At 69.1% G+C, this 26340-nt stretch carries 20 protein-coding genes and 1 pseudogene; 11 read left to right on the top strand and 10 right to left on the bottom strand.

What is annotated here, in order from left to right; translation table 11 throughout:
- Positions 1 to 48: 48 nt before the first annotated feature.
- The 3 genes and pseudogenes from ACYVF6_RS08325 to ACYVF6_RS08315 form a co-directional block, all read right to left on the bottom strand.
- A pseudogene (locus tag ACYVF6_RS08325) lies at positions 49 to 336 on the bottom strand (restriction system modified-DNA reader domain-containing protein); the annotation flags it as partial.
- Positions 337 to 539: 203 nt separating this feature from the next.
- The gene (locus ACYVF6_RS08320) at positions 540 to 758 is read right to left on the bottom strand and encodes a hypothetical protein (RefSeq protein WP_460518076.1); all 219 of its coding nucleotides are present in this window, start codon (positions 756 to 758) and stop codon (positions 540 to 542) included.
- Between the two features lie 142 nt (positions 759 to 900).
- On the bottom strand, positions 901 to 1938 hold the full coding sequence (locus ACYVF6_RS08315; RefSeq protein ID WP_460518073.1) for a LacI family DNA-binding transcriptional regulator: 1038 nt from the start codon (positions 1936 to 1938) through the stop codon (positions 901 to 903).
- A gap of 133 nt (positions 1939 to 2071) precedes the next feature.
- On the opposite strand from ACYVF6_RS08315, the gene ACYVF6_RS08310 reads away from it, so the two are divergent.
- Complete coding sequence (locus ACYVF6_RS08310) at positions 2072 to 4561, top strand: carbohydrate-binding protein (RefSeq protein WP_460518071.1); 2490 nt, start codon at positions 2072 to 2074, stop codon at positions 4559 to 4561.
- 60 nt (positions 4562 to 4621) lie between these two features.
- A complete protein-coding gene (locus ACYVF6_RS08305) occupies positions 4622 to 6508 on the top strand; it encodes a beta-L-arabinofuranosidase domain-containing protein (RefSeq protein WP_460518068.1) in 1887 nt (628 codons plus the stop codon).
- Here the strand turns inward: ACYVF6_RS08305 and ACYVF6_RS08300 are convergent.
- The 4 genes from ACYVF6_RS08300 to ACYVF6_RS08285 form a co-directional block, all read right to left on the bottom strand.
- The gene (locus ACYVF6_RS08300) at positions 6505 to 6957 is read right to left on the bottom strand and encodes a hypothetical protein (protein ID WP_460518065.1); all 453 of its coding nucleotides are present in this window, start codon (positions 6955 to 6957) and stop codon (positions 6505 to 6507) included. The genes ACYVF6_RS08305 and ACYVF6_RS08300 overlap by 4 nt on opposite strands.
- A 172-nt stretch (positions 6958 to 7129) precedes the next feature.
- On the bottom strand, positions 7130 to 7456 hold the full coding sequence (locus tag ACYVF6_RS08295; RefSeq protein WP_460518063.1) for a putative quinol monooxygenase: 327 nt from the start codon (positions 7454 to 7456) through the stop codon (positions 7130 to 7132).
- Between the two features lie 20 nt (positions 7457 to 7476).
- A complete protein-coding gene (locus tag ACYVF6_RS08290) occupies positions 7477 to 8895 on the bottom strand; it encodes a serine/threonine-protein kinase (RefSeq protein ID WP_460518060.1) in 1419 nt (472 codons plus the stop codon).
- Positions 8882 to 11104, bottom strand: a complete 2223-nt coding sequence (locus ACYVF6_RS08285; RefSeq protein ID WP_460518057.1) for a protein kinase domain-containing protein — start codon at positions 11102 to 11104, stop codon at positions 8882 to 8884. Before ACYVF6_RS08285 ends, ACYVF6_RS08290 begins: the two co-directional genes overlap by 14 nt.
- A gap of 112 nt (positions 11105 to 11216) precedes the next feature.
- Between ACYVF6_RS08285 and ACYVF6_RS08280 the strand changes: the two genes are divergently transcribed.
- On the top strand, positions 11217 to 11657 hold the full coding sequence (locus ACYVF6_RS08280) for a hypothetical protein (protein ID WP_460518054.1): 441 nt from the start codon (positions 11217 to 11219) through the stop codon (positions 11655 to 11657).
- A gap of 184 nt (positions 11658 to 11841) precedes the next feature.
- Here ACYVF6_RS08280 and ACYVF6_RS08275 read toward each other — a convergent pair whose 3' ends face one another.
- Genes ACYVF6_RS08275 through ACYVF6_RS08265 form a run of 3 tightly spaced genes read right to left on the bottom strand, consistent with a single transcriptional unit; the run spans position 11842 to position 15458 of the window.
- Positions 11842 to 12861 (bottom strand): LacI family DNA-binding transcriptional regulator, encoded by a 1020-nt coding sequence (locus ACYVF6_RS08275; protein ID WP_460518051.1) that lies wholly within the window; start codon positions 12859 to 12861, stop codon positions 11842 to 11844.
- Positions 12858 to 13730: an ROK family protein gene (locus ACYVF6_RS08270; RefSeq protein WP_460518048.1), complete on the bottom strand. Its 873-nt coding sequence runs from the start codon at positions 13728 to 13730 to the stop codon at positions 12858 to 12860. Before ACYVF6_RS08270 ends, ACYVF6_RS08275 begins: the two co-directional genes overlap by 4 nt.
- Positions 13731 to 15458 (bottom strand): class I mannose-6-phosphate isomerase, encoded by a 1728-nt coding sequence (locus tag ACYVF6_RS08265; RefSeq protein WP_460518045.1) that lies wholly within the window; start codon positions 15456 to 15458, stop codon positions 13731 to 13733.
- 332 nt (positions 15459 to 15790) lie between these two features.
- Here ACYVF6_RS08265 and ACYVF6_RS08260 point away from each other — a divergent pair, with 332 nt between their 5' ends.
- The 8 genes from ACYVF6_RS08260 (at position 15791) to ACYVF6_RS08225 (ending at position 26304) form a co-directional block, all read left to right on the top strand.
- The gene (locus tag ACYVF6_RS08260) at positions 15791 to 17542 is read left to right on the top strand and encodes an ABC transporter substrate-binding protein (protein ID WP_460519415.1); all 1752 of its coding nucleotides are present in this window, start codon (positions 15791 to 15793) and stop codon (positions 17540 to 17542) included.
- Between the two features lie 78 nt (positions 17543 to 17620).
- Complete coding sequence (locus tag ACYVF6_RS08255; protein WP_460518043.1) at positions 17621 to 18631, top strand: ABC transporter permease; 1011 nt, start codon at positions 17621 to 17623, stop codon at positions 18629 to 18631.
- 6 nt (positions 18632 to 18637) lie between these two features.
- Complete coding sequence (locus ACYVF6_RS08250) at positions 18638 to 19546, top strand: ABC transporter permease (protein ID WP_460518040.1); 909 nt, start codon at positions 18638 to 18640, stop codon at positions 19544 to 19546.
- Positions 19547 to 19554: 8 nt separating this feature from the next.
- The gene (locus ACYVF6_RS08245; RefSeq protein ID WP_460518037.1) at positions 19555 to 20505 is read left to right on the top strand and encodes an ABC transporter ATP-binding protein; all 951 of its coding nucleotides are present in this window, start codon (positions 19555 to 19557) and stop codon (positions 20503 to 20505) included.
- Complete coding sequence (locus ACYVF6_RS08240) at positions 20498 to 21310, top strand: ABC transporter ATP-binding protein (RefSeq protein ID WP_460518034.1); 813 nt, start codon at positions 20498 to 20500, stop codon at positions 21308 to 21310. The genes ACYVF6_RS08245 and ACYVF6_RS08240 overlap by 8 nt, the downstream gene beginning before the upstream one ends.
- The gene (locus ACYVF6_RS08235) at positions 21307 to 22470 is read left to right on the top strand and encodes a glycoside hydrolase family 76 protein (protein ID WP_460518031.1); all 1164 of its coding nucleotides are present in this window, start codon (positions 21307 to 21309) and stop codon (positions 22468 to 22470) included. Before ACYVF6_RS08240 ends, ACYVF6_RS08235 begins: the two co-directional genes overlap by 4 nt.
- 52 nt (positions 22471 to 22522) lie before the next feature.
- Positions 22523 to 25648, top strand: coding sequence for a glycoside hydrolase family 38 N-terminal domain-containing protein (locus ACYVF6_RS08230; RefSeq protein WP_460518028.1), 3126 nt, complete (start codon positions 22523 to 22525; stop codon positions 25646 to 25648).
- 71 nt (positions 25649 to 25719) lie between these two features.
- Positions 25720 to 26304 carry a putative glycolipid-binding domain-containing protein gene (locus ACYVF6_RS08225; RefSeq protein ID WP_460518025.1) on the top strand — a complete coding sequence of 195 codons (585 nt, stop codon included), beginning with the start codon at positions 25720 to 25722 and terminating at the stop codon, positions 26302 to 26304.
- Positions 26305 to 26340 lie beyond the last annotated feature (36 nt).

Genomic DNA, 26340 nt, shown 5'->3' with positions numbered 1-26340 from the left:
CCGACATCACACCGCGGTAGGCGGGCCGTTGCCGGCCGTCGCCGCGCATCAGGCGCTGGCCTCCACCAAGCCCTTGGCGATCGCCTCCGAACGAACCTCCGCCAACGGGACGAACCCGCCCACGCGCTCGACCTGCCAGAACGTCCATCCCTGGCACGACTTCGTACCGCACGCCCGCTGCCCGGCAGCTGACAGCGACCGGACCACCTCACCAGTGGCGAGGCACACCCTTCCGTCGGCCATGACCACCGCATCGTGCGTAACTCCCTTGTGCTTCCCTCGAAGCTCCGCACCCGGCTCGAGCAGGCCGACATCCAGCAGATCCGCGACCTCGACGCCGTAACGGGCCCTTCAGCAGGTCCACCGGACCGAGCCGCACTCCCCGGTCGTTCATCGACTCGAAGATCTCCCAACCGCTCTCCTTTCCGACTGCTTCGATGCCGACCAGACAGACACGATCGAGCAACCAGTCGTGGAAGTACGGAAGTGCGTCTCCGCGAAGATCCTCGGGGAACATCTCGTCGATGTCGCGGCTACGTTCAAGGCCCGAGAAAGTACGGGTCGTAGTCTGCGGCCTGTTCCCGATCGTGGGTCTCCTGCCAACAGGCCTTGAACCTGCGCTCCAGGTCGGTGAGCAGGAGCTTCACTGACTCCTCGGACCAGCTGTACTCGCGCTGGTAGTAGTCCAAGCGATACCGCCGGCCGTAGAACAGCTCCCGCACCGTCCGGCCGCGACCGTTTATCGGGCTCCCCGCCACACGTTCCTCCCCTTGCAGAACCTGCCATCGATCGTAAGCGAGCTGTGGCCGACCGCACATGGTCACTCGACGTCTTCGTCGATATGCGCAGATTGACCGGATGCGGATGGTCACAGGGGGCCGAACTGGCGGACGCAGCCCCTCAGTGAGCCGGGCGGGCTGAGGTGCGCGGTGGTGCTGTCGTGCTGCGGATGACGAGGTTGGTGGGGAGGGTGAGGTGGGTGGCGTCGATCGGGGCGCCGGTGAGCATGTCGAGGACGAGGCGGCCGGCTCGCTGGCCTTGTTCGTGGACTGGTTGGTGGACGGTCGTGAGGTCGGTGAGCTCGGCCATCGGGTGGTCGTCGATGCCGATGAGGGACATGCCGGTGGGTACCGGGACCGCTGCGCGGCGGAGGCTGCGCATGGCGCCGATCGCCACCTCGTCGGAGAAGGCGAGTACCGCGGTCGGGGGTGGGTCGATGCTGAGCAGGCGGTCCATGCCGTCGGCGCCGCCGGTGGGGCCCCACGGCACGTCGACCATCAGCTCGGGGGCGATCGGCAGGCCCGCGTCGTGCATGGCGGAGATGAAGCCGTGGCGGCGGTCGAGCGGCGGCGCGTACTGCAGAGTCCAGTCGCTGTTGGCGTTGAGCATCGCGATCCGTTCGTGGCCTGCGAGCACGAGATGGTTGACGGCCTGGCGGGCGGCGAGCACGTCGTCGATACGCACATGGGGATAGTCGCCGAGCGCCCCGCCGGCGATCACGACCGCGACGTCCATCAGGTCGAGGCGGCGCATCTCGCTGTCGCTGATCGGGAACGCGACGACGATCAGCGCGTCGACCTGGCGGCGGGCCGGCAGGTCGTCGAAGAAACGGCGCCGCTCCTCCTCGGTCTCGACCTGGTAGAGGAGTACGTCGAGCTCCGCGTGCCGCAGGCTGGCCATGATGCCCTGCAGCATCGAGGAGTAGAACCAGATGTCGAGCGTGCGTACGACGACCGCCACCCGGTCGGTCTTGCCGCGCTTCAGCCGTGACGCGTCGGGCGCGACGGTGTAGCCCATCTCGGCGCACAGGTCTCGGATGCGCCGGCGGGTCTCGTCGGACACGCCGGGGGCGTTGCTGAGCGCCCGCGACACCGATGCGATCGACACACCGGCGCGACGGGCGAGATCCGCCATGTTGACCGAACGCCGGCGCGTCATGCCGCAAACCTTACTGGTGAACGTAAATTTGCGCAGCAATTAGCGAAATCCGTTCACATCGCAAGCTTGACGACCGACCACAACGCTCCCACACTGCGTACGCAATCGTTTACGTCAGGACCGGAGGTGCGCGATGCCGAACGCCCGTGTCGTCCGAGTGATGACCACGCTGGCGGTGATCGCGCTGGCCGTAGTCGCAGCTCCGACCGCCCCACCATCGCAGCAAGCCGCGGCCGCCACGTCGGCGTACGAGGCCGAGGCCGCCGCCCTCTCCGGCGGCGCCACCGTCGCGAGCGACCACTCCGGCTACACCGGCAGCGGCTTCGTCGCGGGCTACACCGACGGCAACAAAGGCACCGCCGCCACCACGTTCACCGTCAGCGCCGAGATCACCGGCGACGCGACCGCCGTGCTCCGCTACGCCAACGGCACGACCGCGCCCATGACGCTCTCGCTGTACGTCGACGGCGGCCGGACCGGCCAGCTCACGCTGCCACCCACCGCCAACTGGGACACCTGGACGACCACGACCAGCACCGTACGGCTCGCGGCCGGCACCAACACCGTGGCGTACCGGTTCGACAGCGGCGACTCCGGCAACGTCAACCTCGACAACCTCACCTTGACAACGCCCGACCCGCCGGTCGCCGGCCGGTACGAGGCCGAGACCGCGTTCGCCTCCGGCGGTCCCTCCGTACACAGGACGACCGGCGGCTTCACCGGCACCGGCTATCTCGCCGGCTTCGCCACGACCGGCGCCCGCGTCGTGTTCACCGCCAACCTGCCGGCGGCAGGCGAACGTATCGCCACGTTGCGATTCCTCAACACCACCGGCGGTTCGCGCACGCTCGCGGTCCGCGTCAACGGCCTGCGCGTCCAGGCGCCGCTCACCCTCCCCGCGGGCAGCGGCTGGCAGAGCGCCGGCCTCGCCGTGCCGCTGCGAGCAGGGCTGAACACCCTCACCTACGAGAGTGCGACCGGCGACGTCGCGATCGACAACCTCACCATCGAGGGCGGAACCGCCTTGAACACAAGGGGTGCCACGGTCCCGTACACCGAGTACGAGGCTGAGAGCGCCACGACCAACGGCACCGTGCTCGGCCCGGACCGGACGTACCTGACCGTCGCCTCGGAGTCGTCCGGCCGCCGGGCCGTACGGCTGGACCAGACCGGCCAGTACGTGCGGATCACGCTCGCCCAGCCCGCGAACTCGATCGTCGTGCGGTACTCCATCCCCGACAGCGCGGACGGCGCCGGACTCTCCGCATCCCTTTCCCTGTACGCCAACGGCGCGCACCAGCAGGACCTGGCGCTGTCGTCGAAGTACGCCTGGGTCTACGGCGCCTACCCGTACACCAACGACCCGGGCCAGGGCGCCGCGCACCACTTCTACGCCGAAACCCGCGCCCTGACGGGGAACTGGCCGGCGGGAACCGTGCTCGAGCTGCGCAAGGACGCCTCCGACAGCGCGACCTCGTACACGATCGACCTGATCGACACTGAGCAGGTCGCGCCGGCGGAGAGCGAGCCGGCCGGCTTCACCGCGATCACCGACCACGGCGCGACCGCGGGCGACGGCACCGACGACACGGCGGCCGTCAACACGGCGATCGCGGCCGCGAAGTCCGCCGGGCAAGCCGTCTGGATCCCTTCCGGCACGTTCGACATCACCGCCCGGATCAACGTCGCCGGTGTCGTGATCCGCGGCGCCGGACTGTGGTACTCGACGCTGCGCGGACGCAACGGCAAGGGCGGCTTCTTCGCCACCGGAAGTAACGTGACCATCAGCGACCTCACCATCGCCGGCGACGTGTCGTACCGCGACGACGCGAACTTCGACGCCGGCATCGAGGGCAACTTCGGCACCGGATCGACGCTGCAGAACCTCTGGCTGGAGCACGTCAAGGTCGGCATGTGGATCGACTCCGGCACCAGCGGCCTCTACGCGGTCGGCATCCGGATCCGCGACACGTTCGCCGATGGTGTCAACCTGCACGCGAACGTCGCCGACACCCGCGTCGACCAGAGCACCATCCGCAACACCGGCGACGACGCGCTGGCGATGTTCTCCCAGGGCAGCGCGGTCACACGGTCGGCGTTCACGTTCAACACCGTGCAGGTGCCGCTGCTCGCCAACGGGATCGGCCTCTACGGCGGCGCGTCCAACCAGGCGACGGACAACCTGCTGTCGGACACGGTCACCGCCTCGTCGGGGATCGCCGTCAGCACGCGGTTCTCGCCGGTACCGTTCAGCGGTACGACGACGATCGCGCGCAACAGCCTGATCCGCACCGGCGGGTACGAGGAGAACTGGCGGACGAACCTCGGCGCGCTCTGGATCTACGCCGACACCGCCGACATCACCACGCCGGTCGTGATCACCGGCAACCTGATCAGCGACAGCACGTACCAGGGCGTGCTGTTGAGCTACGGCCGGGTGATCCGCGGGCTGTCGTTCGACCACGTGACCATCAGCGGCGCCGGCACGTACGGAATCGAGGTCAACAACGTCACGGGCAGCGCCAGCTTCAGCTACACGACGGTCAGCGGCACGGGCTCGGGTGGGCTGAGCAACCCCGGCGCGTACGAAATCGTGCGCGGGCCGGGAAACAGCGGCTTCTAGGTGGCCAGTAGCGGCGGCCCCGGAGGCGCGCGACTTCCGTTGTGTGATTGGTTGTACAACGTGGAAAACCGTGCCCCGCTCAAGCCCGCAGCCTTCCTCCGCGTCCCCGTCGGCTCGGTCCGGCCGCAAGGCTGGCTTGCCAAGCAGCTGGCGTACGAACTGGACGGGCTCTGCGGCCGCTACCCGGAGGTCTCCCACTTCCTGCAGTACGACGGGAACGGCTGGATCCATCCCGGGCTCGGCGGCTGGGAAGAGGTGACGTACTGGCTGCGCGGCTACGTCGACCTCGGCTACGTCACCGGTGACCGGCACACCATCGAGACCGCCCACCGGTGGATCGAGGGCATCCGCGCCACCCAGGCCGACGACGGCTTCTTCGGCCCGGAGCACCTGCGCACGTCGCTGAACGGCCATGTCGACCTCTGGCCGCACCTGCCGATGCTCTACGCCCTGCGCTCCTACGCGGAGTACACCGGCGACCAGTCCGTCGACACGTTCCTGAGCAGGTTCTTCGCCTACGCCAACGCCCAACCCCCGGAGGTCTTCCGCGACGGCTGGGCGACGTGGCGCTGGGGCGACGGCATCGACTCGATCTACTGGCTCTACAACCGGACCGGCGAGAGCTTCCTGCTCGACCTCGTGCACAAGATCCACGCCAACTCCGCCGACTGGCTCGACAACCTGCCGACGCCGCACAACGTCAACATCGCGCAGGGGTTCCGGGAGCCGGCGCAGTACTGGCTGCTCACCGGCGACGACGCGCACCGGCGGGCGGCGTACAGCAACTACGAGAACGTGCAGGCGGCGTACGGCCAGTTTCCTGGCGGCGGCTTCGCGGGCGACGAGAACGCCCGGGAGGGCTACGACGACCCGCGGCAGGGGTTCGAGACCTGCGGAATCGTGGAGTACATGCTGAGCCACGAGATCCTCACCCGCATCACCGGCGACCCGATCTGGGGCGACCGGATCGAGGACCTGGCGTTCAACTCGCTGCCCGCGGCGCTCGATCCGCAGGGGAAGGTGCTGCACTACATCGTCGCGCAGAACTGTGTCGACCTCGACGACGCTGTGAAGACGCGGGAGCAGTTCGACAACAAGTTCGCGATGCTGTCGTACCGGCCGGCCGTCGACCAGTACCGCTGCTGCCCGCACAACTACGGCATGGGCTGGCCCTACTACGTCGAGGAGATGTGGCTTCGCACGCCCGGCGGCGGCTTGTGCGCGGCGCTGTACGGGCCGTCGACGGTGACCGCGACGGTCGGCGACGGTGCGTCGGTGACGATCGAGGAGGAGACGGCGTACCCGTTCGGCGACACGATCACGTTCACCGTGCGTACGGCGGCGGCTGCGAGCTTCCCGCTCAGCGTTCGGATCCCGGCCTGGTGCGAGGGTGCCGAGCTGCTCGTGAACGGCGAGGCTGTCACTACGGAAGGGGGCTCCGCCGGGCCGCGGTACGCCACCGTCGACCGCACCTGGACGGACGGCGACATGCTGACGCTGCGCCTGCCGATGCGCGCACACAAACAGACCTGGGAACGCCAGCACAACGCGACCTCGGTGCACTACGGCCCGCTGACGTTCTCGCTGCGGATCACGGAGAACTGGGTGCGGACCGGCGGCACCGAGCAGTGGCCGGAGTACGACGTGCACCCCGGATCGGCGTGGAACTACGGCCTGGTGCCGGACGGCGACCTCACCGTCGACACCACCGGCGGCGACAGCGACGACCCGTTCACGCCGGCCAACGCGCCGATCCGGATCACCACGACGGCGCAGCGGATCGACGCCTGGCAGACCGACGAGGAGAACGTCGTCACGCCGCTGCAGGACAGCCCGGTCGCGTCGACCGCGCCGGTCGAGCAGGTCACGCTGATCCCGGCGGGTGCCGCCCGGCTGCGCATCACCACGTTCCCCCAAACCGGCGGCGACCGCGAGTGGGGCTCCTAGACGAGCCAGTTGCGCGCCACCCTGGTGGCGAGCAGTCCACAGACGACGACCGGAATCACCAGCGACGACACCCCGACGACGACGGGGGTGTGCCCGACCTCGGCTGTGGGGTCCAGCGCGTCGATCCCGGCGAGGACGACCAGCCCCAGCAGGCCGACGACGAAGACCAGGATCTCGAGCAACACCACCAGTTCGGCTCCCCAGTACCTGCCGCGCCCCATCGCCGCGGCGCCGACCGCGAGCAGAACGCCGATCAGGAACGAGATGGCGCCGCTCGCGACCAGCGTTCTCCGATCGTCCTGGAGATAGAGGAGCGCCGCCGTCACCGCTGCCAGGAATGGTGCAGCGCCGAGCAAGCCGGCGAGAACCTGCAGCAAGACCACGATCGCCGCAGCCAGCACAGGCCCCGGCATGCGTGGCGGCGGCTCGACCCGCGCCTGATCCGTCATGTCGCCAGCGTGCCGCCGACCGGCGGGGACCCCTCCCGGCTTGTCCGGGCCGTGTACGCCCGCGCAGACCGGGGTGAAGAGGAGTGCTACGAGCACGTGCCGAGGTAGCCGACGAGGCTCCTGCCCTTTTCGCCGTTGAGGCAGAGGTCAGAACGGTGGAGCCGGAATGCGCTCAGCCGGTTTCGTGGACGGACTCGACGGTGAAGAGGCGCGGGTCGTACGACTCGGTGAGGTCGGCGACGGCCTTCATGTGTTCCTGAGCCGTCGGGTCGGCCAGCATGGCTTGGAACGCCTCGGCGCTTTCCCACTGGGCGTAGTTGACGACTCGTTCGCCGTCGGTGCTGGCGTGGATGTTGGCCGAGACGAAGCCGGGGAAGTGGCGCATGGTCTCCTCGGTCGCCTGGACGAGCAGGTCGACGACTTCGCGCTGGCGCTCCGGGCGAACGGTGAACACGTTGATCAGGGTGGCGAGTGGGGTTGCGGCCTGGATCGTCGTCATGGAGGACAAGGTACGCCCGATCAGACCGTGCCGCTGTGGTCGCCGCTGCCGGGCTCCCTGGTCGAACCTTCTCCGGCGCTGGTGGACTCGAAGCCGTCGACCAGCACGCGCAGCCGCACGTCGCCGGGTGGGAAGTGGTAGACCGTGCGCCACGTGGACTTTTGCGGCAGCGCCGGCACCTGGACCGTCTTGCGCCACGGCAGCTTGACGTTCCGGAGCGTCTCGGTCTTGCCGTTCACCGTGTACGTCAGCGTGGTCAGCGTCGTGTCGCCGGTCAAGTAGAACTCGAGCGACCGCGTTTCCGGCGTCGGCGTTGGCGTGGCGGTCGGGGTTGGCGTCGGCGTCGGCGTCGGACTGGACGTGTGCGCCGGCGACGACCGCTTTCCCGCTGAGCTCTGGCGAGGGTCGGCGGACGGATCGGGAGATCGGTTCAGGTACGACGCGAGCGCCAGCGCGCCGCCGCCGAGCCCTCCCGCCAGTACGACCGCGCCCGCGCCGATCAGGAACCGCCGCCGCACCAAGCGCAGGTCCACTTCCTCCACCACCGGCACCGGCAGCGGCGGGTTGTCGGCTTCGTACCCGCGCCTCTCGATCTCCGCCTGTGCGGCCTGCGGCAGCCACGGTCCGGCACTCGCCGGCACCGAAGGGAGTACGGACAGCAAGTGTCCGATCAGCTCCGGCACCGTCGGCCGCGCGCCGGGGTCGGGGGCCTGGCACCGCAGCACCATCGAACGCAGCACGTCGTCGCCGATCGTCGCGGCAGAGTCGGCAGAGTCCGCCGAGCCCGTGCCCGCGTACGCCAGCGTCGCGCCGTAGGAGAAGACGTCGCTCGCGGTTCCGGCGTCCCTGCCCGCGAGTTGCTCGGGTGCCATGAACCCACGCGACCCGGCCGGCTCGTCCAGCCCGAAGTCACCACCAGCACGACCGGCACCGCCGGGCCCGTCGTCGTCGGACGAGATCCTGCGTGCGATGCCGAAGTCGATCAGCCGCGGCCCGTCCAACGTCAGCAGGACGTTCGCCGGCTTCAGGTCGAGGTGTGCGATGCCCGCCCGGTGAATGGAGAACAGCGCCTCCGCGATCCCCGCGGCCAGCGGCCACAGCGCCCCGACCGGCAGCGGCCCGTACGCCCGGATCGCGTCCCTCAGCGAGACCGACGGCAGGAACTCCGTCGCCAGCCACGGCAGCGCCGCCAGCGGATCCGCCGAGACGACGGCCGGGCTGTACCCGCCGCCGGCCAGCCGCGAGGCCTCGACCTCCCGCCGGAACCGGGTACGAAGGGCCGCCTGCCCGGCGAGTTCGGCGTGCATCACCTTGACTGCCAGCGCCCGCCCGCCGGCCGACCGGCCGAGGTAGACGATCGCCATGCCGCCGGCACCGATCCGGGCGAGCACGCGGATCCCGCCGATCGACCTGGGGTCGCCGGGTTCAAGAGCCTGCACGCGTTCCTCCGCTCGCCGCCGGCGGTCTCAGGGCCAGGACGGACCCGTCCCGGATGCCGGCGAACACCAGCCCGTCAGTGGCGACCGGCCCGGACTTGAGCGTCATGTCCGCAGGGTAGGTCCACCGGATCGAGCCGGTCGCGGCATCCAGAGCGTAGACGTTGCGGTCGGTGCACCCGACGTACAGCACGCCCTCTGCGAACCCGACGGAACTCAGCCTGCCGTACTCACCGCCCTCGCCCATGCCGATCCGCCGCTTCCAGACCTGCTTGCCGTCGCCCGGTCGCAGGCAGACGATGTAGCCGCCCCAGTTGCTGAAGTACAGCCGCCCGCCGCCCCCGCACATGCCGTAGCTCACGACGCCGGCCTCCCAGACCTGCTTGCCGGTGCGCACGTCGAGGGCGTGCGTCACGCCGTACTCGTCCGTGGTGTACGCCCGGCCGTACTCGACCTCCACGCCGAAGGAGTCGGGTGCCTGGTGGGTCCAGAGCCGCGCGCCGGTCTTGGCGGACAGCCCGACCAGCTTCGGTCTGGTGTACGCGACCAGCACGCCGTCGCCGGCGGCCAGGCCGTGCTGCGCGCTGACTGTCGACGTCCAGCGCAGCCGTCCGGTCGTCGCGCTGACCGCGCTGATCTCCGCGCTGCCGAAGCAGAGCAGCGATCCGGCGACGACCAGGTCGAATCCGGGGAACCGGCCGAACGGCGGCGAGTAGCTCCATACGGTTGCCCCGGTCGAGGGCCGGATGGCCCGCACCCGCAACTGGTCGTCGGCGAGGTACACCCGATCGCCGTGCGCGGCGCTGAACGTTTTCTGCTTCCGCCAGACGACCTTGCGTGTACGCGGATCGACCCCGGCCAGGTCGTCTTCCAGGTCGGCGATCACGATGCCGTCGGCGACCGAGAGGTCGGGGTAGTAGCTGCCGACCTTGGTCCGCCAGGCCGGTGTGGCCCGCGGGGGTTCGGTCGGTGTGGGACGTGGTTCGGTCGTGGCGGACGGCCGCCGGGAGGGCGTGCGTGTGCCTATGCCGGCGGGCGATGTCGCTCGCTCGGACGGACTCGCCGCGGACGGCCGGCTCTGCTCGCCGTCCGGCCAGAACGCGGCCAGCCCACCGATCGCGGCGAGCCCGGCGACGCCCAGGCCACCGCCGACCAGGGCGCGCCGGCTCAGCCCGAGCGGCCCGCGACCGGGCGGAGCCGGCGCACCGTTCGCCGGGCCATCGTCTGCTGCCGAGGCACCGGTGGGCTGGGCCATCAGCTCCACGGACGCGGGCCCGGGCGGCGGCCGGGAGGTAGGGCCGGGCCGCGGATCGGTCGTGGTGGTGGTGAGCCGCCGCGACTCGACGGTCGTGCGTTCGACCAGCTCGGCCAGCGCCGGCGGCAGCCAGGACGTGCCGTGCAGCGAGGCCGTGCCTTGACCGAGCCGCTGGAGTACCTCCTCCGCCGTCGGCCGACTGCCCGGCTCGCGGTGCAGGCAGGCCGCGACCAGCTCGCGAAGCAGCGGATCGCCGATTCCGGCGAGGTCGGCACGGGCTTCCTGCGTACGGCGCAGCCGTTCGGCCGGCGGACCGGAGCCGAACGGCTCGGCGCCCGACGTGGCGTAGGCGAGCACGGCGCCCAGAGAGAACAGGTCACTGGGCGGGCCGAGCGCCCCTCCGCGTATCTGCTCGGGCGACATGTAGCCGGGCGTACCCAGCAACGTGCCGACCTGCGTGAGCGTGGTCGCGTCGTCCGGCCGGGCGATGCCGAAGTCGATCACGCGCGGCCCGCCGGTGGTCAGCAGGACGTTGCCGGGCTTCAGGTCGCGGTGCACGAGCCCGGCGCGGTGGATGGCGGTGAGCGCCTCGGCCAGGCCGGCGCCCAGCAGGCGGACGGTGCCGGGCGGCAGCGCGCCGTAGATGCGGAGCGCCGTACCCAGGGAAGGGCCGGGCAGGTACGCCGTGGCAAGCCACGGCAACGGGTCGTCGGGACCCGCGGCCAGGACGGGTGCGGTGAACGGGCCGGTGACCTTGCGGGCCGCGGCCACCTCGCGCCGGAAGCGCGCGCGATACTCAGCGTCGCTGACGAATCGCCGGTGGATCAGCTTGACCGCGACGGTCCGTCCGGCTGGAGACCGGCCGAGGAAGACCACGCCCATGCCGCCGTCGCCGAGCCGCGCCAGCAGGTCGTAACCGCCGACCTGGCCTGGATCGCCGGACTGCAGCGGTTCCACGACGGCTTTCCTTCCTCGGTGTGAACGCGGTCAACGATGCTAGCCGTGCACAATCCACCCAATCCTCCGCGAGCCGGGAGCGGTCCCGGCGGGATGGCAGGATGCTGACGTCATGACGAACCAGACCTCGGCGACGGACCGGCCGGTGCGCATGCCCGGCACCGTACTGGCGGCAGGCGTCGCGTTGCTGCTGCACGCGCTGATCTTCGCCGCCGGTGTGGTCTTCCTGTTCCTCGAGGCCAAGTCCGTCACCGACCACGGGCAGAGCGGCGCCCAGACGTACGTGGGCGGAGGCGTGATGGGGATCGCGCTGGTCGCCGGCATCACCCTGAGCGCGGTGATGGTCCTGCGTGGCCGCTTGTGGGCCCGCATCCTCGGGCTCATGTTCGAGGCCCTCTTCCTGCTCGGAGGCGTGATCGCCGTCGCGATCGTCGTCCTGGTAGGGCCGGAGCCGCTCCGCCTGCTGATCGTCGGACTGATCTACGTCGCGCTTCCGATCGCCATCGGATACCTCCTCTTCACCCGGTCCGCGCGGGCGTACCTGACCAGCTAGACCGTCTCGCGCAACGTGAGAGAACGGAGACCTTCTATGCCGGCTCCCTGTTGGTCAACGCACCACTCGTAGGTCCGTCAAGCGCGCAAAGAAACACGCGCCGGCCTGTGGACGTGCGCTGGCTTCGAATACCACCGTCAACCTCGCCCTGCGATCGCGTCGAGACAACTCCGGGTGGCTAGTGCTAGGTGTGCTGCTTCGGGACGTCACCGTAGTGGACGACCTTGGTGGGGATGACGATGCGGCTCACCTGGGGTGGGTCGGGCTCGGCGCTGGGGAGGCGGCGGACCAGGAGTTCGGCTGCCTTGGCGCCCAGCTCGCGCGGGTCGTAGGCGACGACGACCAGAGGGACGCCCAGGACGTCGGCCAGTTCGAAGTCGTCGAAGCCGGCGAGGGCGGTTGAAGGGGCCAGGCGGCTCACTGCTCGGAAGGCGCCCAAGGTGTTGCGGCTGTTGGCGCAGAACAACGCGGTCGGCGGCGACGGCAGTGCCAGCAGTTCGCGCGCGGCCTCCTCCGCGGCCGGGATCGTACGTTGGCGCAGGCGCACGTAGCGTTCGTCCAGGGCGACGCCCGCTTCTTCCAGTGCGACGCAGAAGCCGCGGAAGCGCTCGGACGTGGTCCACACCGATGGTGGCAGGCCCAGGAAGCCCACCCGGGTGTGGCCCGCGGCCAGCAGAGCGGCCGTCGCCTCCCTAGCGCCGCCGAAGTCGTCGACCAGGACGCAGTCCAGGGGGAGGTTGGTCGGGGGGCGGGCGCCCAGCACCACCGGCAACGCCCCCGGCAAGGACGGGTCCAGGTGGGCGTGATCGGCGCCTGCCGGTACGACGATGATGCCGTCGACCCGGCGGGCCATCAGCTCGGCGACCAGGACGCGTTCCCGCGCGACGTCCTCGTCGGTGTTGGTCAAGACGACCTTCAGGCCGTTGGCCGCGGCCACGGACTCCACGCCGAGCGCGAGCTGCGAGTAGAACGGGTTGGCGAGGTTCGTCACCACCAGGCCGATCAACCCCGACGTACGCCCGAGCCGGAGGTTGCGCGCCACCTCGTTCCTCCGGTAGCCCAGCTCGTCCACGGCAGCCAGCACGCGGGCACGCGTCTCAGCAGAAACCCGAGGGTCGTCGTGCAGCACCCGTGACACCGTCATGGGGCTCACCGACGCCCGCACGGCGACGTCGCGCATGGTGGGCGGGCGGCGTTCGGTCATGCTGACGTCCGGGTGGCCCGCAGTGCCCAGAGGCCGGCGCCGAGCAGGCCGGCCGAGTGCTCGTGCCGCGCCCGGACGACCAGGGGACCACCCAGCCCCGAAGCCAACGGCGGCTCCACCAGGTCCCACGAGCCGGCCATCGAGCCGCCGACGACCACGAGTGAAGCCTCGAACGACGCAACCCACGGCCGCAGCGCTACTCCGAGCGCGTGGAAGGCCGACCGCAACACGGCCGCCGCCTCCGCCTCACCCGCACGCGCGGCCGCGGCGACGTCCACGACATCGACGGACGGTGGCCGACCGTACGCCGCGAGGATCGCCCGCCGCGAGACCGTGTCCTCCAGCGGTGCTCCGTCGATCGACAGCAGGTGCACGCTGCCCTGCGGCGGCACCGACGGCCCCGAGTCCACGACCTGCCCGTAGGCCAGGAAAGCCGATCCGATGCCCGTCCCCAGCGTCAGCGCGATCACCCGCGCGTGCCCGGCCATCGTTCCCGCGGCATATTCACCGAGCCCGAACGCGTCCGCGTCGTTCAGAAAACGAACGCCCGCCGGCGACGCAGGCAGCCCGGCCGCCAGCGCCGCTCCGAGATAGAACCCGTTCAGCGACTCGAACTTCGCGACGCCGTGAAACCGCCCGATTCCGTTCGCGTAGTCGAACGGGCCGGGAATCGCGACTCCCCACATCGCCCCGGCGGGCGTCGGCAGCAAAGCAGCAGCCTCCAGCAACGTCTCGACGATCGACGCCGCCGATCCCGACGCGTCCAGAGCCTGCCGGTGCGACGTCCCGACCGTCCCCTCCACGGGGTCGACGAGCGCGGCGGTCACGTGCGTGCCACCGATCTCCAGCACCGGAACTGCGTTGCCCATTCAAGCTTCCTTCAACGATTCCTTCACCAGGGACTTCACCACCTTCACCGGTACGGGGCCGAGCGCACGCAGCCGGTACTCACCGACCGCCGCCGGCACGACCATCGTTTCGGCGTACGCAAGATTGTGCCTGTCGCCCGCAGCCGTCGAGACTTCGACACCGTCGCCCTCGACGACGTTCAGTACGTGGAAGCGCCCGGCCGTGTCGGACGACGCCGACGAGCCCGCCGAAAGCTCCACCCGCAGGACGTCGAAGAACATGTCCGGCGCCGAGCCCAGCGTGACCTCGGCCCAGTCCGGGCCCGAACGCACCGGGCGCGGCGCCTGCACCAGCTCGGCACGCACAGAATCGCCCCGCCGCTCGCGGTTCAGGTTCGCGAACGCGTGCCCCACGTGCACCGGCCGCTGCCGGTCGTCGGCGTCGCGGCGCAGCCAGTCGTAGAACCGCAGGCTGTAGAGGTACGGCGTCGCGCTCACCTCGAGCACCACGTTGCCCTTGCCGCTGCCGTGCGGCGTCCCGGCCGGGATCAGGAACAGCTGGTGCTGGTCGGCCGGGAAGGTCTGGACGTACTCCTCGATGTCGAACGGCACCCCGTGCTCGTCGGCATCATGTGCACGCTGGTGAAACTCCGACAGGTCGACGTCGCCGCGCAACCCCAGGTAGACGCGATTCTCCGGCCCGCCGACCAGGATGTAGTACGTCTCGTGCTGCGTGTACGGCCAGCCGAAGACCCGTTGCATGTAGTCCGACTGGGGATGGCAGTGCACCGACAGCGAGCCACCGCCGACCGTGTCGAGGTAGTCGAAGCGGATCGGGAACGACGTGCCGAACTCCGCGTGCACCGGCTCGCCCAGCAGGGCCGACGGATGCCGCGCCACGATCAGCTGGAACGGCAGCTCGACCTGGCAGGCAGGATCCGTGCCGATCAGCACGCCGCTCTCCGGCGCGATCAGCTCGTATCCAAGCGCGGTGTTACGGGCGTCAGGGTTGTGCCCCAGCTCCTCCTGCGCCCAGTGCCCGCCCCACGACGTGGTGTTGAAGGTCGGCCGGGTACGAAACGGCCGCGCTGCCAGCGAAGCCATCGTCTCCCGCAGCGCGGCACCACCGATGGAGCAAGGCGAGGAAGCGTCCTGGGTGTCGATCCAGCGCTCGATCCGGTCGGCCAGCGAGTCGCGGTGCCGGTCGAGGATCGGCCAGTCGATGTAGAACAAGCGCTTCGTCGTCGCCGGACCGGCCTCGGCAGGCTGGCCAAGATTGCGAGCCGTCCCCGCGCCCACCGCCGCTTCGGCGAACCGCTTCGGCAGATCGGCGTACCACAGCACGTCGTGCGCGAGCAGTGCCGCGCCGGGCCCGAACACCACAACGGATTCCGAGCCTGAAGCCGCGACCTCCGGCAGCGACTCGAACAGGTCCGCCAGGTCCTGCGAAGCCAGCGTCGCGAAGTCCGGGTCGTCGGGCAGCGCGGGAGACTCGGTGAGCGCGATCAGCTTCTCCCACGGCGCGACGTGCTCACGCAGGTCGAGCGCACGCGCCGGCCGGCCGGACGACGCGAGAGCGGCCAGCAAGCCGTCGACGACGGTCGGCCACTCGACGACGGCCGGACCGTCCAGGGCCAGCACGAACGGTGCGCGCGGCAGGTCCGCGACCGCTTCCGGCCACCCGCGGCAAACGCTCCCACCACGCGGTGGATATGCCGGGTTTGGCTCGTACGCAACTGTCCCCGCCACGTCTCGCTCCCTTTCGTCCGAGCCCTGATGTTAACGACACCATGCATGCTCAACAGGCTGTACGCAACACCTGGACGCCACAAACCTGAAACCGGCTCGCCCAAGGCCTGACCATTACGCCAGCCCGCAAGCGCATTTGGCAACACTTGGCCAGCCCGCAGGCAACATCCCGGCAACATTGGGTTGTGCCGACCACCTGCCCTGTGTATGTTATCGATACCTCAGCATAGGGCAGTAACCTGCACCGGAAGGTCGGACCGATGTCGGACACGACGAAGGCCCCCGAAACAGGGCACACACGGGGTTTCTCACGGCGGACACTGTTGCGTGGAGTGGGAGCGGCCGGCGCGCTGGCCGTCACTCCCATCGCCGCGCTGGTGTCGGGCTGCGAGGGCGCGAGCACTCAGAAACAGGACAAGGGCAGCCAGCGGTCCCGTACCGCGATCTTCGACTTCCACGGTGGCCGGGTGCAGTCTCCGGATCTGTGGAACCCGCTCGTCACGGGCTTCACCAACAACGCGGGCTTCCACCAGGCATTGGCCGAACCGCTGTTCTTCCTCAACTACGAAAGCGGCAAGATCGAGCCGTGGCTCGGCGACACGTTCACCTCGAACGCGGGGCTGGACGTCTGGACGCTGAAGCTCAGGGACGGCGTCAAGTGGTCCGACGGTGAGGCCTTCGACGCCGACGACGTCGTTTTCACCATCAACCTCCTGCTGAAGCACACCGAGCTCAACAACGCGGCTCCGATGCAGGAGTGGGTGAAGCAGGTCAAGAAGGTCGACGCGACGACGGTCGAGTTCACGCTGAAGAAGCCGAACCCGCGGTTCCAGCTCGACTACTTCTCGGTGAAGATCCACAGCGGCATCGTGATCGTGCCCGAGCACATCTGGAGCGGGCAGGACCCGATCAAGTTCAAGAACTACGACCCGAAGAAGAAGTGGCCGGTGTTCACCGGTCCGTACAAGCTCACCTCCGCGAGCCCGACGAAGTTCACCTACGATCGCCGGGACGACTGGTGGGGCGTGAAGGCCGACTTCAAGCCGCTGCCCAAGCCGGAGAAGCTCGAGTGGGTCGTCAACGAGACCGAGGACATCCGCGTCGCGCGGGCGAGCGAGCACCAGCTCGACAGCGTCGCCGACCTCACAGCGGGCGCGTTCGAGAGCCTCAAGGGCCGCAACAAGGCCATCGTTTCCTGGCTTCCGGACAAGCCGTACGCCTGGCCGGACCCGTGCACGCGGCTGTTCACGATCAACAACGCGGTCGCGCCATGGAACGACGCCGAGATGCGCTGGGCGCTCAACTACGCCATCGACCGCGACGAGATCGTGAAGATCGCGTACGAGGGCACGACCACGCCGGCGCGGTTCTTCTTCCCGGACTACCCGCCGATCCAGAAGTACGTCGACCTGCTGGAGTCGCAGGGCGTGTTCGAGGAGTTCCCGATCCTCACGCACGACACCAAGAAGGCCCAGCAGATCATCGAGTCCAAGGGCTACAAGAAGAACAGCAAGGGCTACTACGCCAAGGGCGGGAAAGAGCTCCAGCTGCGGATCGACGCCCCCACGGACTTCATCGAGATCTGGCGGTACGCCGAGGTGATCGCCGAGCAGCTGCAGCGGGTCGGCATCAACGCCACCAGCCGCAAGCTGGCGCTCGGCACCTGGGGCGAGAACATCAGCAACGGCAAGTACGAAGGTGTCGCCGACTGGTCGGCCTGCGGCTCGGTGAGCGAGCCGTGGTTCTCGATGAACGTCTTCAACGCCAACCTGGTCGTGCCGGTCGGCAAGCCGGCCAACGGCAACGCCGTGCGCTGGAAGAACGACGCGTACACCAAGAGCGTCGACGCGATGGCGAACCTGCCGCTCGGTGATCCGAAGGTCGACCAGCTGTTCGTCGCGGCGGCCAAGGAGTTCCTGAAGGACCTGCCGTTCCTGCCGATCGCCCACGCCCGCAAGCTGTACGCCTTCGACGAGACGTACTGGACCGGCTGGGCGACGAGCAAGGACAACTACCTGCAGCCGACGCTCGACTGGGCGAACGCTCACAAGATCATCCACAACCTGAAGCCCGCCAACGGGTGAGCTGCGTGGCCGGTGGGCCGCGTATCACGCCCCACCGGCCACGCCCCAACCGGCACGCTCCAATCGGAAGGACTTGATGTGCGTGGGCTGACCGTCAGCTACGTGGTCCACCGCCTGTGGATGTTCGTCTTCACCGTCTGGGCGAGCGCGACCATCATGTTCTTCATCCCGCGCCTCGCCCCCGGCGATCCCGTCTCCGCGATGGTCACACGCCTGTCCCAGCAGGCGGGTCGGGTCGAGGGCAGCGCCCAGCTGATCGCCGCCTGGCGGGAACGCTTCGGGCTGGACGACCCACTGCTCGTCCAGTACCTGCGCTACCTCAAGAACCTCGTGACGTTCGACTTCGGCTACTCGCTCTCGCAGTTCCCCGTCGAGGTCAGCTCGATGATCGGCCGCGCGATGCCGTGGACGATCGGGCTGCTGGCGGTGGCGACGTTCCTGTCGTTCCTCCTCGGCACGATCGTCGGAGCACTGATGGGCTGGGTGCGCACTCCACGGCTGCTCAAGGCGCTGCTGCCCGTCTCGCTGACGTTCACCGCCGTGCCGTTCTACATCCTCGGCATCTTCCTGGTGTACGTCTTCGTGTTCACGCTCGGGCTGTTCCCGGTCTCGGGCGGCTATCGCAGCGACCTGGCACCGGGCTTCAGCTTCGACTTCATCAACTCCGTCGTCCAGCACGGAACGCTGCCGGCTCTCTCGATCGTGCTGGCCAGCATGGGCTTCTGGGCGCTCGGCATGCGCGGCATGATGATCACCGTCGCCGGTGAGGACTACCTCACGCTCGCCAAGGCCAAGGGCCTGCGACCCGGACGCGTGCTGTTCAAGTACGAGGTCCGCAACGCGATCCTCCCCCAGCTGACCGCCCTCGTGCTCGGCCTGGGCAGCGTGGTCGGCGGCACCGTGCTCGTGGAGTACCTCTTCGGCTATCCGGGCATGGGCGCCCTGCTCTACCAGGCGATCAACAACTCCGACTTCACCGTCATCCAGGGCATCGTGTTCATCCTCATCCTCACGACGGTGACCGCGGTGCTGGTGCTCGACCTGATCTATCCGCTGCTCGATCCGCGGATCACGTACGAGAGGAGGTAGCGCCGCATGGACCCGTTGACCGTCACCCAAGCCGGCCTCGAGCCCAACGTTCCAAGGCGGACGACCTCGCCGTGGCTGAACCGCAAGCTGGTCACCGGCGCCGCCATGGTGGGCGGCGTGCTGGTGCTGACCCTGATCGGTCGGCTGTTCTGGAACTCCGACCTCGCCCGCGCCGCCAGCTCGCCGCTGAACCTGCCGCCGTTCTGGGGTGCGGGCGGGACGCTCGCGCACCCACTCGGCACCGAGAACAGCGGACGCGACATGCTCGCGCTGCTCGTCGTCGGCGGCCCGACCACACTGCAGGTCGGCCTGGTCGTCGGCGTGACGAGCATGCTGATCGGCATCGCCTTCGGCTTCGCCGCCGGCTATCTCGGCGGGCCGGTCGACGCCGTGATCCGGACGATCTCCGACACCGCGCTGACGATTCCGTCGCTCGCGATCCTGATCGTCATCTCGTCCTACGTACGGGAGATGAGCGTCAGCACGATGGCGTTCATCGTCGCGCTGTTCGCCTGGGCCGGACCGACCCGGGTGATCCGCGGGCAGGTGCTGTCGATGCGCGAGCAGGGTTACGTACGAATGGCCCGGCTCACCGCGTTGTCCACGCCGCACATCATGTTCCGGGAGATGATGCCGAACCTGCTGCCGTACCTCGCGGCCGCGTTCATCGGTTCCTGTTCCGGCGGCATCCTCGCGGCGGTCGGCCTGGAGGCGCTCGGTCTCGGCCCGCAGCGCATTCCCACGTTGGGCATGACGGTCTCGAACGCGATCCAGGGCTCGGCGATCCTGCGCGGAATGTGGTGGTGGTGGGGCCTGCCGACGATCGTGCTGATGATCATCTTCATCGGCCTGTTCTTGATCGCGATCGGACTGGACGAGGTGGCCAACCCACGGCTGCGGGGTGCCCAAAAATGAGCTCAGAAGTGAGTACCGAGACCAACACCGCCAAGAGCTCCCAGCAGCCCGTTCTCGACGTCCGCGACCTGCGGGTGCACTACGGCACGGCGCGCGGTGACGTGATCGCCGTCAACGGCATCACGTTCTCGGTCGCCTCCGGCGAGACGCTCGGACTGGTCGGCGAGTCAGGCTCGGGCAAGTCGACCGCGGCGATGGCGATCCTGCGGCTGACCTCACCGCCCGGCCGGATCGTCGGCGGCTCGGTGAGCGTCAACGGCAGGGACGTCCTGGCGATGGACGAGGCGACTCTGCGCCGGCGGCGCTGGACCGAGATCTCGCTGATCCCGCAGGGCTCGATGAACTCCCTCAACCCTGTGATGCGTGTCCGCGACCAGATCCGCGACGCGATCGAGACCCACGAGGGCAGGCAGCCGAAGGCCGCCCTGCGCGAACGGATCATCGAGCTGCTGTCGACGGTCGGGCTCCAGCGGAGGGTCTACGACCTCTACCCGCACGAGCTGTCCGGCGGCATGAAGCAGCGGGTCTGCATCGCGATGTCGATCGCGCTCAACCCCTCGCTGATCATCGCCGACGAGCCGACCAGTGCGCTCGACGTCGTTGTGCAGCGCACGGTTGCCCAGACCCTGCTGCGCGTCAAGGAGAAGCTGAACAGCTCGATGGTGCTGATCGGCCACGACATGGCGCTGCAGGCGCAGCTGGTCGACCGGATCGCGGTGATGTACGCGGGCAACATCGTCGAGATCGCGCCCGTCCGCGAGCTGTTCCGCGACCCGAGGCACGCCTACACCCGGCACCTGATCGCCTCGATCCCGTCCATCAAGGAACGCAAGCCCCTTGTGGTGAACGAAGTGCGCACGCCCGATCTTCGAAAGGCCCGGCCGACACCTCGCATGGAGGAAGTCTCGGCGGGGCATCTGGTCGCCGTAACCGACGACGAGGTGGTCAGCCATGCCTGAGACGCAGCCGTTGCTGGAAGTCTCCAATGCCGTCAAGGTCTACAAGAAGGGCAAGGAGACCACGAAGGCGCTGGACAACGTGGATCTGGTCATGCCCGAGGCGCCTGCCACGATCACGACGATCGCGGGCGAGAGCGGCAGCGGGAAGACCACGCTGGCCGACACGATCCTGGGCTTCAACCGGCTCACGTCTGGCGCGGTGAAGTATCGCGGCAACGACATCGGCAAGCTCGACAAGCGACAGCTGCTGGAGTATCGCCGCGAGGTGCAGGCGGTGTTCCAGGACCCGTTCGGCGTCTACAACCCGTTCTACCGGATCCGGCACATCTTCGACGTCGCGATCAAACGCTTCAAGCTCGCCAACCGTCCGGCTGAGGCGCGCGAGCTGATCGAGGACGCGCTGCGGATGGTCGGCATGCGCGGCGAGGACGTACTCGACAAGCACCCACACCAGTTGTCCGGCGGTCAGCGGCAGCGCATGATGGTCGCGCGGGCGTACCTTCTCAAACCCCGGCTGATCGTCGCCGACGAACCGGTGTCGATGGTCGACGCGTCGCTACGCGCGATGGTGCTCGACATCATGCTGCGGCTGCGCGACGAGTTCGGCATCTCGTTCCTCTACATCACCCACGACCTGAGCACGGCGTACCAGATCGGCGACGAGATCTGCATCCTCTACCGCGGGCAGATCGTCGAGCGCGGCGATACCCGGCAGGTCATCGACGATCCACAGCATGAGTACTCCAAGCTCCTGATCAGCTCCATTCCCGTGCCCGATCCTGATGTCGTTTGGGACCTTTCATGAACACACGTGTACGACGGGCGGGCGCGCTGGTCGCGGCCGCGACCGCTTTCGCCGTGGTCGCCGGTGCCGGCGCTGCCACGCCCGCACAAGCCGAAAGCCCTTGGAAACAACGCGCGCAGGCCTCCTACGATGCTATGCAGACTTATCTGTTCCTGGGCCCCGAGCAGCACAACCTCTACCTCGAGCGCTATCCGAAGGCAGCCGAGGAGAACCCCTACTCCTACCTCTGGCCGATGCGCGAGGCAACGGCCGCCACGCTCGACGTCGGCGGTGACGTCGCCGCCCGGTTCGACTCGCTCGAGCTCTACTGGGGTGAACGAAACGGGCTGGGCGGCTACCAGTCGTACCTGCCCGCTCCCCTCGGCGGTGGCGGCGACATCTTCTACGACGACAACACGATCGTCGGGCTGGAGTACATCCGCTGGTACGCCGCCGGCCACGATCCGGCCGCGCTCGCGGGCGCCCGGAAGGCCTTCGACGTCGTCAAGCGAGGCTGGAGCACCGACACCTCGCTCCCCTGCGCGGGCGGCATGCACTGGGTCGAGGCTACGTGGACCGACATCCGGGCGGCGAACGTGACCGGCCTGGCCGCCGAGCTGGCCGCGCACCTCTACGAGCGAACGCACCAGAAGTCGTACCTGGACTGGGCGAAGCGGCTCTACGACTGGAACCGCAAGTGCCTGCGTTCGCCGGAAGGCCTGTACTGGAACGACATCGGCGTCGACGGCACGGTGAACCCGACGTTGTGGACGTACAACTCCGGCGCGATGATCGGCGCCGGTGCTCTGCTCTACCGCACCACGCACGATCCCGTGTACCTCAAGCTCGCCAGGCAGGACGCGGCGGCCGCGCTGGCGTACTGGTCGGAGGGTGACCGCTACTTCGGCCAGCCCGCCATCTTCAACGCGATCCTGTTCAAGAACCTGCTGCTTCTGCAGTCCGTGGCGCCCGATCGCGCCTACCGGCCGTTCATCGAGCGCTATGCCACGCACATCTGGGACAACAACCGCGATCCCAGCCTTGGGTTGTTCCGCTTCCCACCGTCGGGTGGCGGGCCGTACGACCCGTCGTACCGGCCGGAGACCCTCGAACAGTCCGCGGCGGTACAGATCTTCGCCGCACTCGCCTGGTCGCCACGCGACTACGGCCGGATCGCCTGAATCGGCTGGACCGCCTGAACACCGCTGAACCGAAACACGGGAGAGATACCCCATGACCACCAGACTGTTGAGCCAGAGCGGACAGGCTCCTGGCAGCGACGCGATCGACGACGCTCTGATCAAGGCGACTCTGGCGGTGGCCGTCGACGCCGACGGTACGACTGTGTCGATCAGCTCGCTGCCGCTGTTCCGCAACGCCTCGGGTGGCGGCCTGGAGCAGGTCGTTCGCGTGCGCGTCGCGCCGGCTTCGGCTCCGCTGGAGCGGATCGTGCTGACCGGGCCGGGCGGTGTCGTGGCCGAGGCGGCCGGTCCGGTGCCGGAGAGCGGCGACCTCGACCTGTTGGTGCCGGAGATCGCGGCCGGGGAGACCTGGCAGGTCTCGGCCGTGCTCGGCGGTGCTTCGCACACGGGGTCGGTCACGCTGGTGCCGCAGCGCAAGCTCACCGTGCACCTCGTACACCACTCGCACCTCGACATCGGGTACACCGACACGCAGGGCATCGTGCTCCGCAACCACCTGGAGTACCTCGATGCCGCCGTCGAGCTCGGGCGGCAGGGCGACGGCTCCGACCCGAGCACGCGGTTCCGGTGGGCGATCGAGTCGAACTTCCCGGTACGCGAATGGCTCGCGGAACGTTCCGAGGCGACGGTCAAGGAGTTCGCCCGGCTCGCCCAGGAGGACGTGCTCGAGGTCGCGGCGATGCCGTTCAACCTGCACACAGAGGCGGCGTCGCAGGAAGAGCTCGTCCGGCTGCTGCGCACGACCGTCGAGCTGCGCGAGCGGTACGGCATCCCGATCCTGTCGGCCATGCACACCGACGTTCCCGGTGCGACGCCCGGCTGGGTGGACGCGCTGGCCGAGGCGGGCGTGCGTTACCTCTCCTGCGCCCACAACTGGGCCGGCCGGTCGGTGCCGTACTACGTCGGCGGGCAGGAGCTCGGGCGGCCGTTCTGGTGGCAGACGGCCGCGGGCTCGAAGCTGCTGACCTGGTTCACCGACAGCGCGCACGGCATGGCGTACATGGAGGGCAACCTTGTCGGGTTGTCGAACTCCTACGAGCGCGCCTTCAAGCTGCTGCCGTTGTATCTCTCGGCGCTGATCAACCGGCCGTTCCCCTACAGCGAGCAGGTCTTCGGGCTGGCCGGGATCCCGGAAAGCTACGAGATCACCAAGCAGCCCTACCCGCACGACATCGTGCACCTGCGGGTCCAGGGCGACCACTCCGACAACGCCTGCCCGAACATCACGCCGTCCGACATCGCGCGGCAGTGGAACGAGCAGTGGGCGTACCCGCGGCTGGTCACCTCGACGAACACCGGCTTCTTCACCGAGGCCGAGCGGCTGCTGGGTCCGTCCCTGGAGACGCACACCGGCGACTGGGGCGACTGGTGGGCCGACGGCATGGGGTCCGGTGCGCGGCCGCTCGGGTACAACCGGCGTGCGCAGTCGTTCGTACGGTCGGGCGAGACGGTGCACCTGCTGGCCGACCTGCGGTCCGGTGAACCGCATCCGGTGCGCGAGACGGTCGACGGGATCTACGACAAGATCGGGCTGTTCGACGAGCACACCTGGGGCGCGGCGAACCCGTGGCACGACCACGAGCACGGCGCGAACGCGGGCGGGCTGCAGTGGGCGCGCAAGTCGGAGTTCGCGCACCAGGCGTACGACGACGCGCAGGACCTGATGCACGCGGCGGTGCGGCGGCTCGGTGCTTCGCTGGTGCCGTCGCCGGATGCGCTGACGTCGTTGGTGGTGCACAACAACACCGGGCGTCCGCGTACCGATCTGGTGCAGGCGTTCGTGCCGGAGAGCGTGGTGCACGCGTCCGGTGGGCTGGCGGCCGTCGACGCGCGGACCGGCTCGCAGGTGCCGACGCGGCTGACGTCGAAGGAAGGCTGGCTGCAGGCGGCGTCGCCGCGTGGATGGCTGGTGGAGTTCGTGGCCGCCGACGTGCCGGCGATGGGCTGGGCGCGGTACGACCTGGTGGCGGTCTCGTCGCCTTCGGTTTCCGTTCCGAGGTCGGAGCCGCTGAAGCTGCGGAACGAGTTCTTCGAGGTGACCTACGACGCGGAGCAGGCGCTGATCTCGTCGATCGTCGACCTGCGGTCTGGGCGCGAGCTGGTCAACCAGGACGCGCTGGCCGGTGTCAACGAGTACATCTACGACACGTACGGCACGGCCCCGCACGTCAACCACCTGTCGAGCCGGGTGCAGGCGCGGGACCTGTCGCTGTTCACGTCTCGCTCGGTCGGGCTGAACGCCGTGGTGCTGCGGGCGATGACGACGCCGCTCGGCGAGGAGCTCGAGGTCCAGGTGCACGCGCCGGGCGTCGACTGGATCCGGACGACGATCTCGTTGCTGCGTGGGGTTCCGCGGGTCGACATCGTGAACCGGCTGTCGAAGCAGCCGAGTGCGACGAAGGAGAGCGTGTACTTCGCGTTCCCGCTGGCGGGTGCGTCCGCACCGGCCGCGGTAGAGCTGTCCGGCTCGGTGGACGGGCGGGACGTGCCGCACGTACCGGGGGCGCCACAGCACATGCGGGCGCTCCGGCACTGGGTGGGGCTCTCCGACGGCGCCGACGAGTACACCACGGCGTGGGCGACGATGGAGGCGCCGCTGGTGCAGTTCGAGAAGATCCACCTGCCGTACCAGCCGTTCCCGTCGACCATCTCGCTGGAGACTCCCGAACCGTCGACGATCTACTCGTGGGCGCTGAACAACATCTGGGACACGAACTTCCCCGCTCAGCAGCAGGGCGAGATGACGTTCCGGTACGCCATCTCCGGGTCGCAGGACGAGCCGCCTCACCGGCTCGGCCCGGCGACCGCCGCGGGGTTGACGGATCCGCTGGTGGCGGTGCTCGCACTGGGCTCGTCGTCCGGCGGTGCCGCTCCGGTGGCCGCCTCGGGGAGCCTGCTGTCGGTCGACCATCCGGACGTGGTGCTGACGAGCCTCGGGCATCCGCTGGACGGGTCTTCGGGCGTGGCCGTGCGGCTGAGGTCGCTGGCGTCGTCGGAGGTGTCGGCTTCGGTTTCGCTGGGTGGGTTCGCGGCTTCCTCGGCGCAGGTGGCAACGTTGCTGGAGCTCTCGCCGTCGGATGTCCCGATCTCTTCGGACGGCCGGGTCTCGGTGTCGCTTCCGGCCGGGGCCTCGCGGACGTTGCTGCTCCGGCCGTAGGCACGGCTTCCGGGCGGCATCGGTGCGGCTTACGGGCCGGGCTTCCGGCGAATGTGGCAGGGTGGCGTTTCATGGGTTTTGGAACGCCACCCGCTTCGGCGGCCTGGCGGCACGAGGATGCGCGGAACGGGTTCGAGGTCGTCTACTTCCGGGAGTCCGCCGACGGCTTACGGATCGACGGCTGCACAACGGCGGTCGAGGACGGCCGGTCGTGGATCGTGGAATACCGCATCGAGGTGGACGGGTCGTGGCGTGCCCGCTCCGCCCACATCATCGGCCGATCCGAGTCCGGCCGACGCTCGACAACGCTCGAATCCTCCGGCGACGGCCGCTGGCTGGTCGACGGCCAGGCAGCGCCGGCGCTGGACGGCTGCTTCGACGTCGACCTGGAGTCGTCGGCGCTGACCAACGCGTTCCCCGTCCACCGGATGGGCCTCCCGGTCTCGTCCGCCGCCGAAGCGCCGGCGGCGTACGTACGGGCGGAGGACCTGTCGGTGTCGCGGCTGGAACAGACCTACACCCGCTTACCGGACGACGAGCAGGAGCGGCAACGCTTCGACTACGTCTCGCCTTCGTTCGACTTCCGCTGCGAACTCGTCTACGACGCGGCCGGGCTGGTGCTGTCGTACCCAGGAATCGCCACGCGGGCAGGCTGAACCCAGCCGACCCCACCTAACGCCGCGCTCGCGCAG

It is taken from the genome of Flindersiella endophytica, from assembly GCF_054779015.1.
Note: the sequence above shows the minus strand (reverse complement) of the source record. Positions and strands in the feature narration are given on the sequence as shown.

Excerpts from the sequence above, each read along its gene's own strand:
- ACYVF6_RS08235 (WP_460518031.1), top strand. The coding sequence starts at position 21,307 with ATGAACACACGTGTACGACGGGCGGGCGCGCTGGTCGCGGCCGCGACC.
- ACYVF6_RS08295 (WP_460518063.1), bottom strand. The coding sequence starts at position 7,456 with ATGACGACGATCCAGGCCGCAACCCCACTCGCCACCCTGATCAACGTG.
- ACYVF6_RS08310 (WP_460518071.1), top strand. The coding sequence starts at position 2,072 with ATGCCGAACGCCCGTGTCGTCCGAGTGATGACCACGCTGGCGGTGATC.
- ACYVF6_RS08275 (WP_460518051.1), bottom strand. The coding sequence starts at position 12,861 with ATGACCGAACGCCGCCCGCCCACCATGCGCGACGTCGCCGTGCGGGCG.
- ACYVF6_RS08225 (WP_460518025.1), top strand. The coding sequence starts at position 25,720 with ATGGGTTTTGGAACGCCACCCGCTTCGGCGGCCTGGCGGCACGAGGAT.
- ACYVF6_RS08240 (WP_460518034.1), top strand. The coding sequence starts at position 20,498 with ATGCCTGAGACGCAGCCGTTGCTGGAAGTCTCCAATGCCGTCAAGGTC.
- ACYVF6_RS08250 (WP_460518040.1), top strand. The coding sequence starts at position 18,638 with ATGGACCCGTTGACCGTCACCCAAGCCGGCCTCGAGCCCAACGTTCCA.
- ACYVF6_RS08230 (WP_460518028.1), top strand. The coding sequence starts at position 22,523 with ATGACCACCAGACTGTTGAGCCAGAGCGGACAGGCTCCTGGCAGCGAC.
- ACYVF6_RS08280 (WP_460518054.1), top strand. The coding sequence starts at position 11,217 with ATGACGAACCAGACCTCGGCGACGGACCGGCCGGTGCGCATGCCCGGC.
- ACYVF6_RS08270 (WP_460518048.1), bottom strand. The coding sequence starts at position 13,730 with ATGGGCAACGCAGTTCCGGTGCTGGAGATCGGTGGCACGCACGTGACC.
- ACYVF6_RS08315 (WP_460518073.1), bottom strand. The coding sequence starts at position 1,938 with ATGACGCGCCGGCGTTCGGTCAACATGGCGGATCTCGCCCGTCGCGCC.
- ACYVF6_RS08300 (WP_460518065.1), bottom strand. The coding sequence starts at position 6,957 with ATGACGGATCAGGCGCGGGTCGAGCCGCCGCCACGCATGCCGGGGCCT.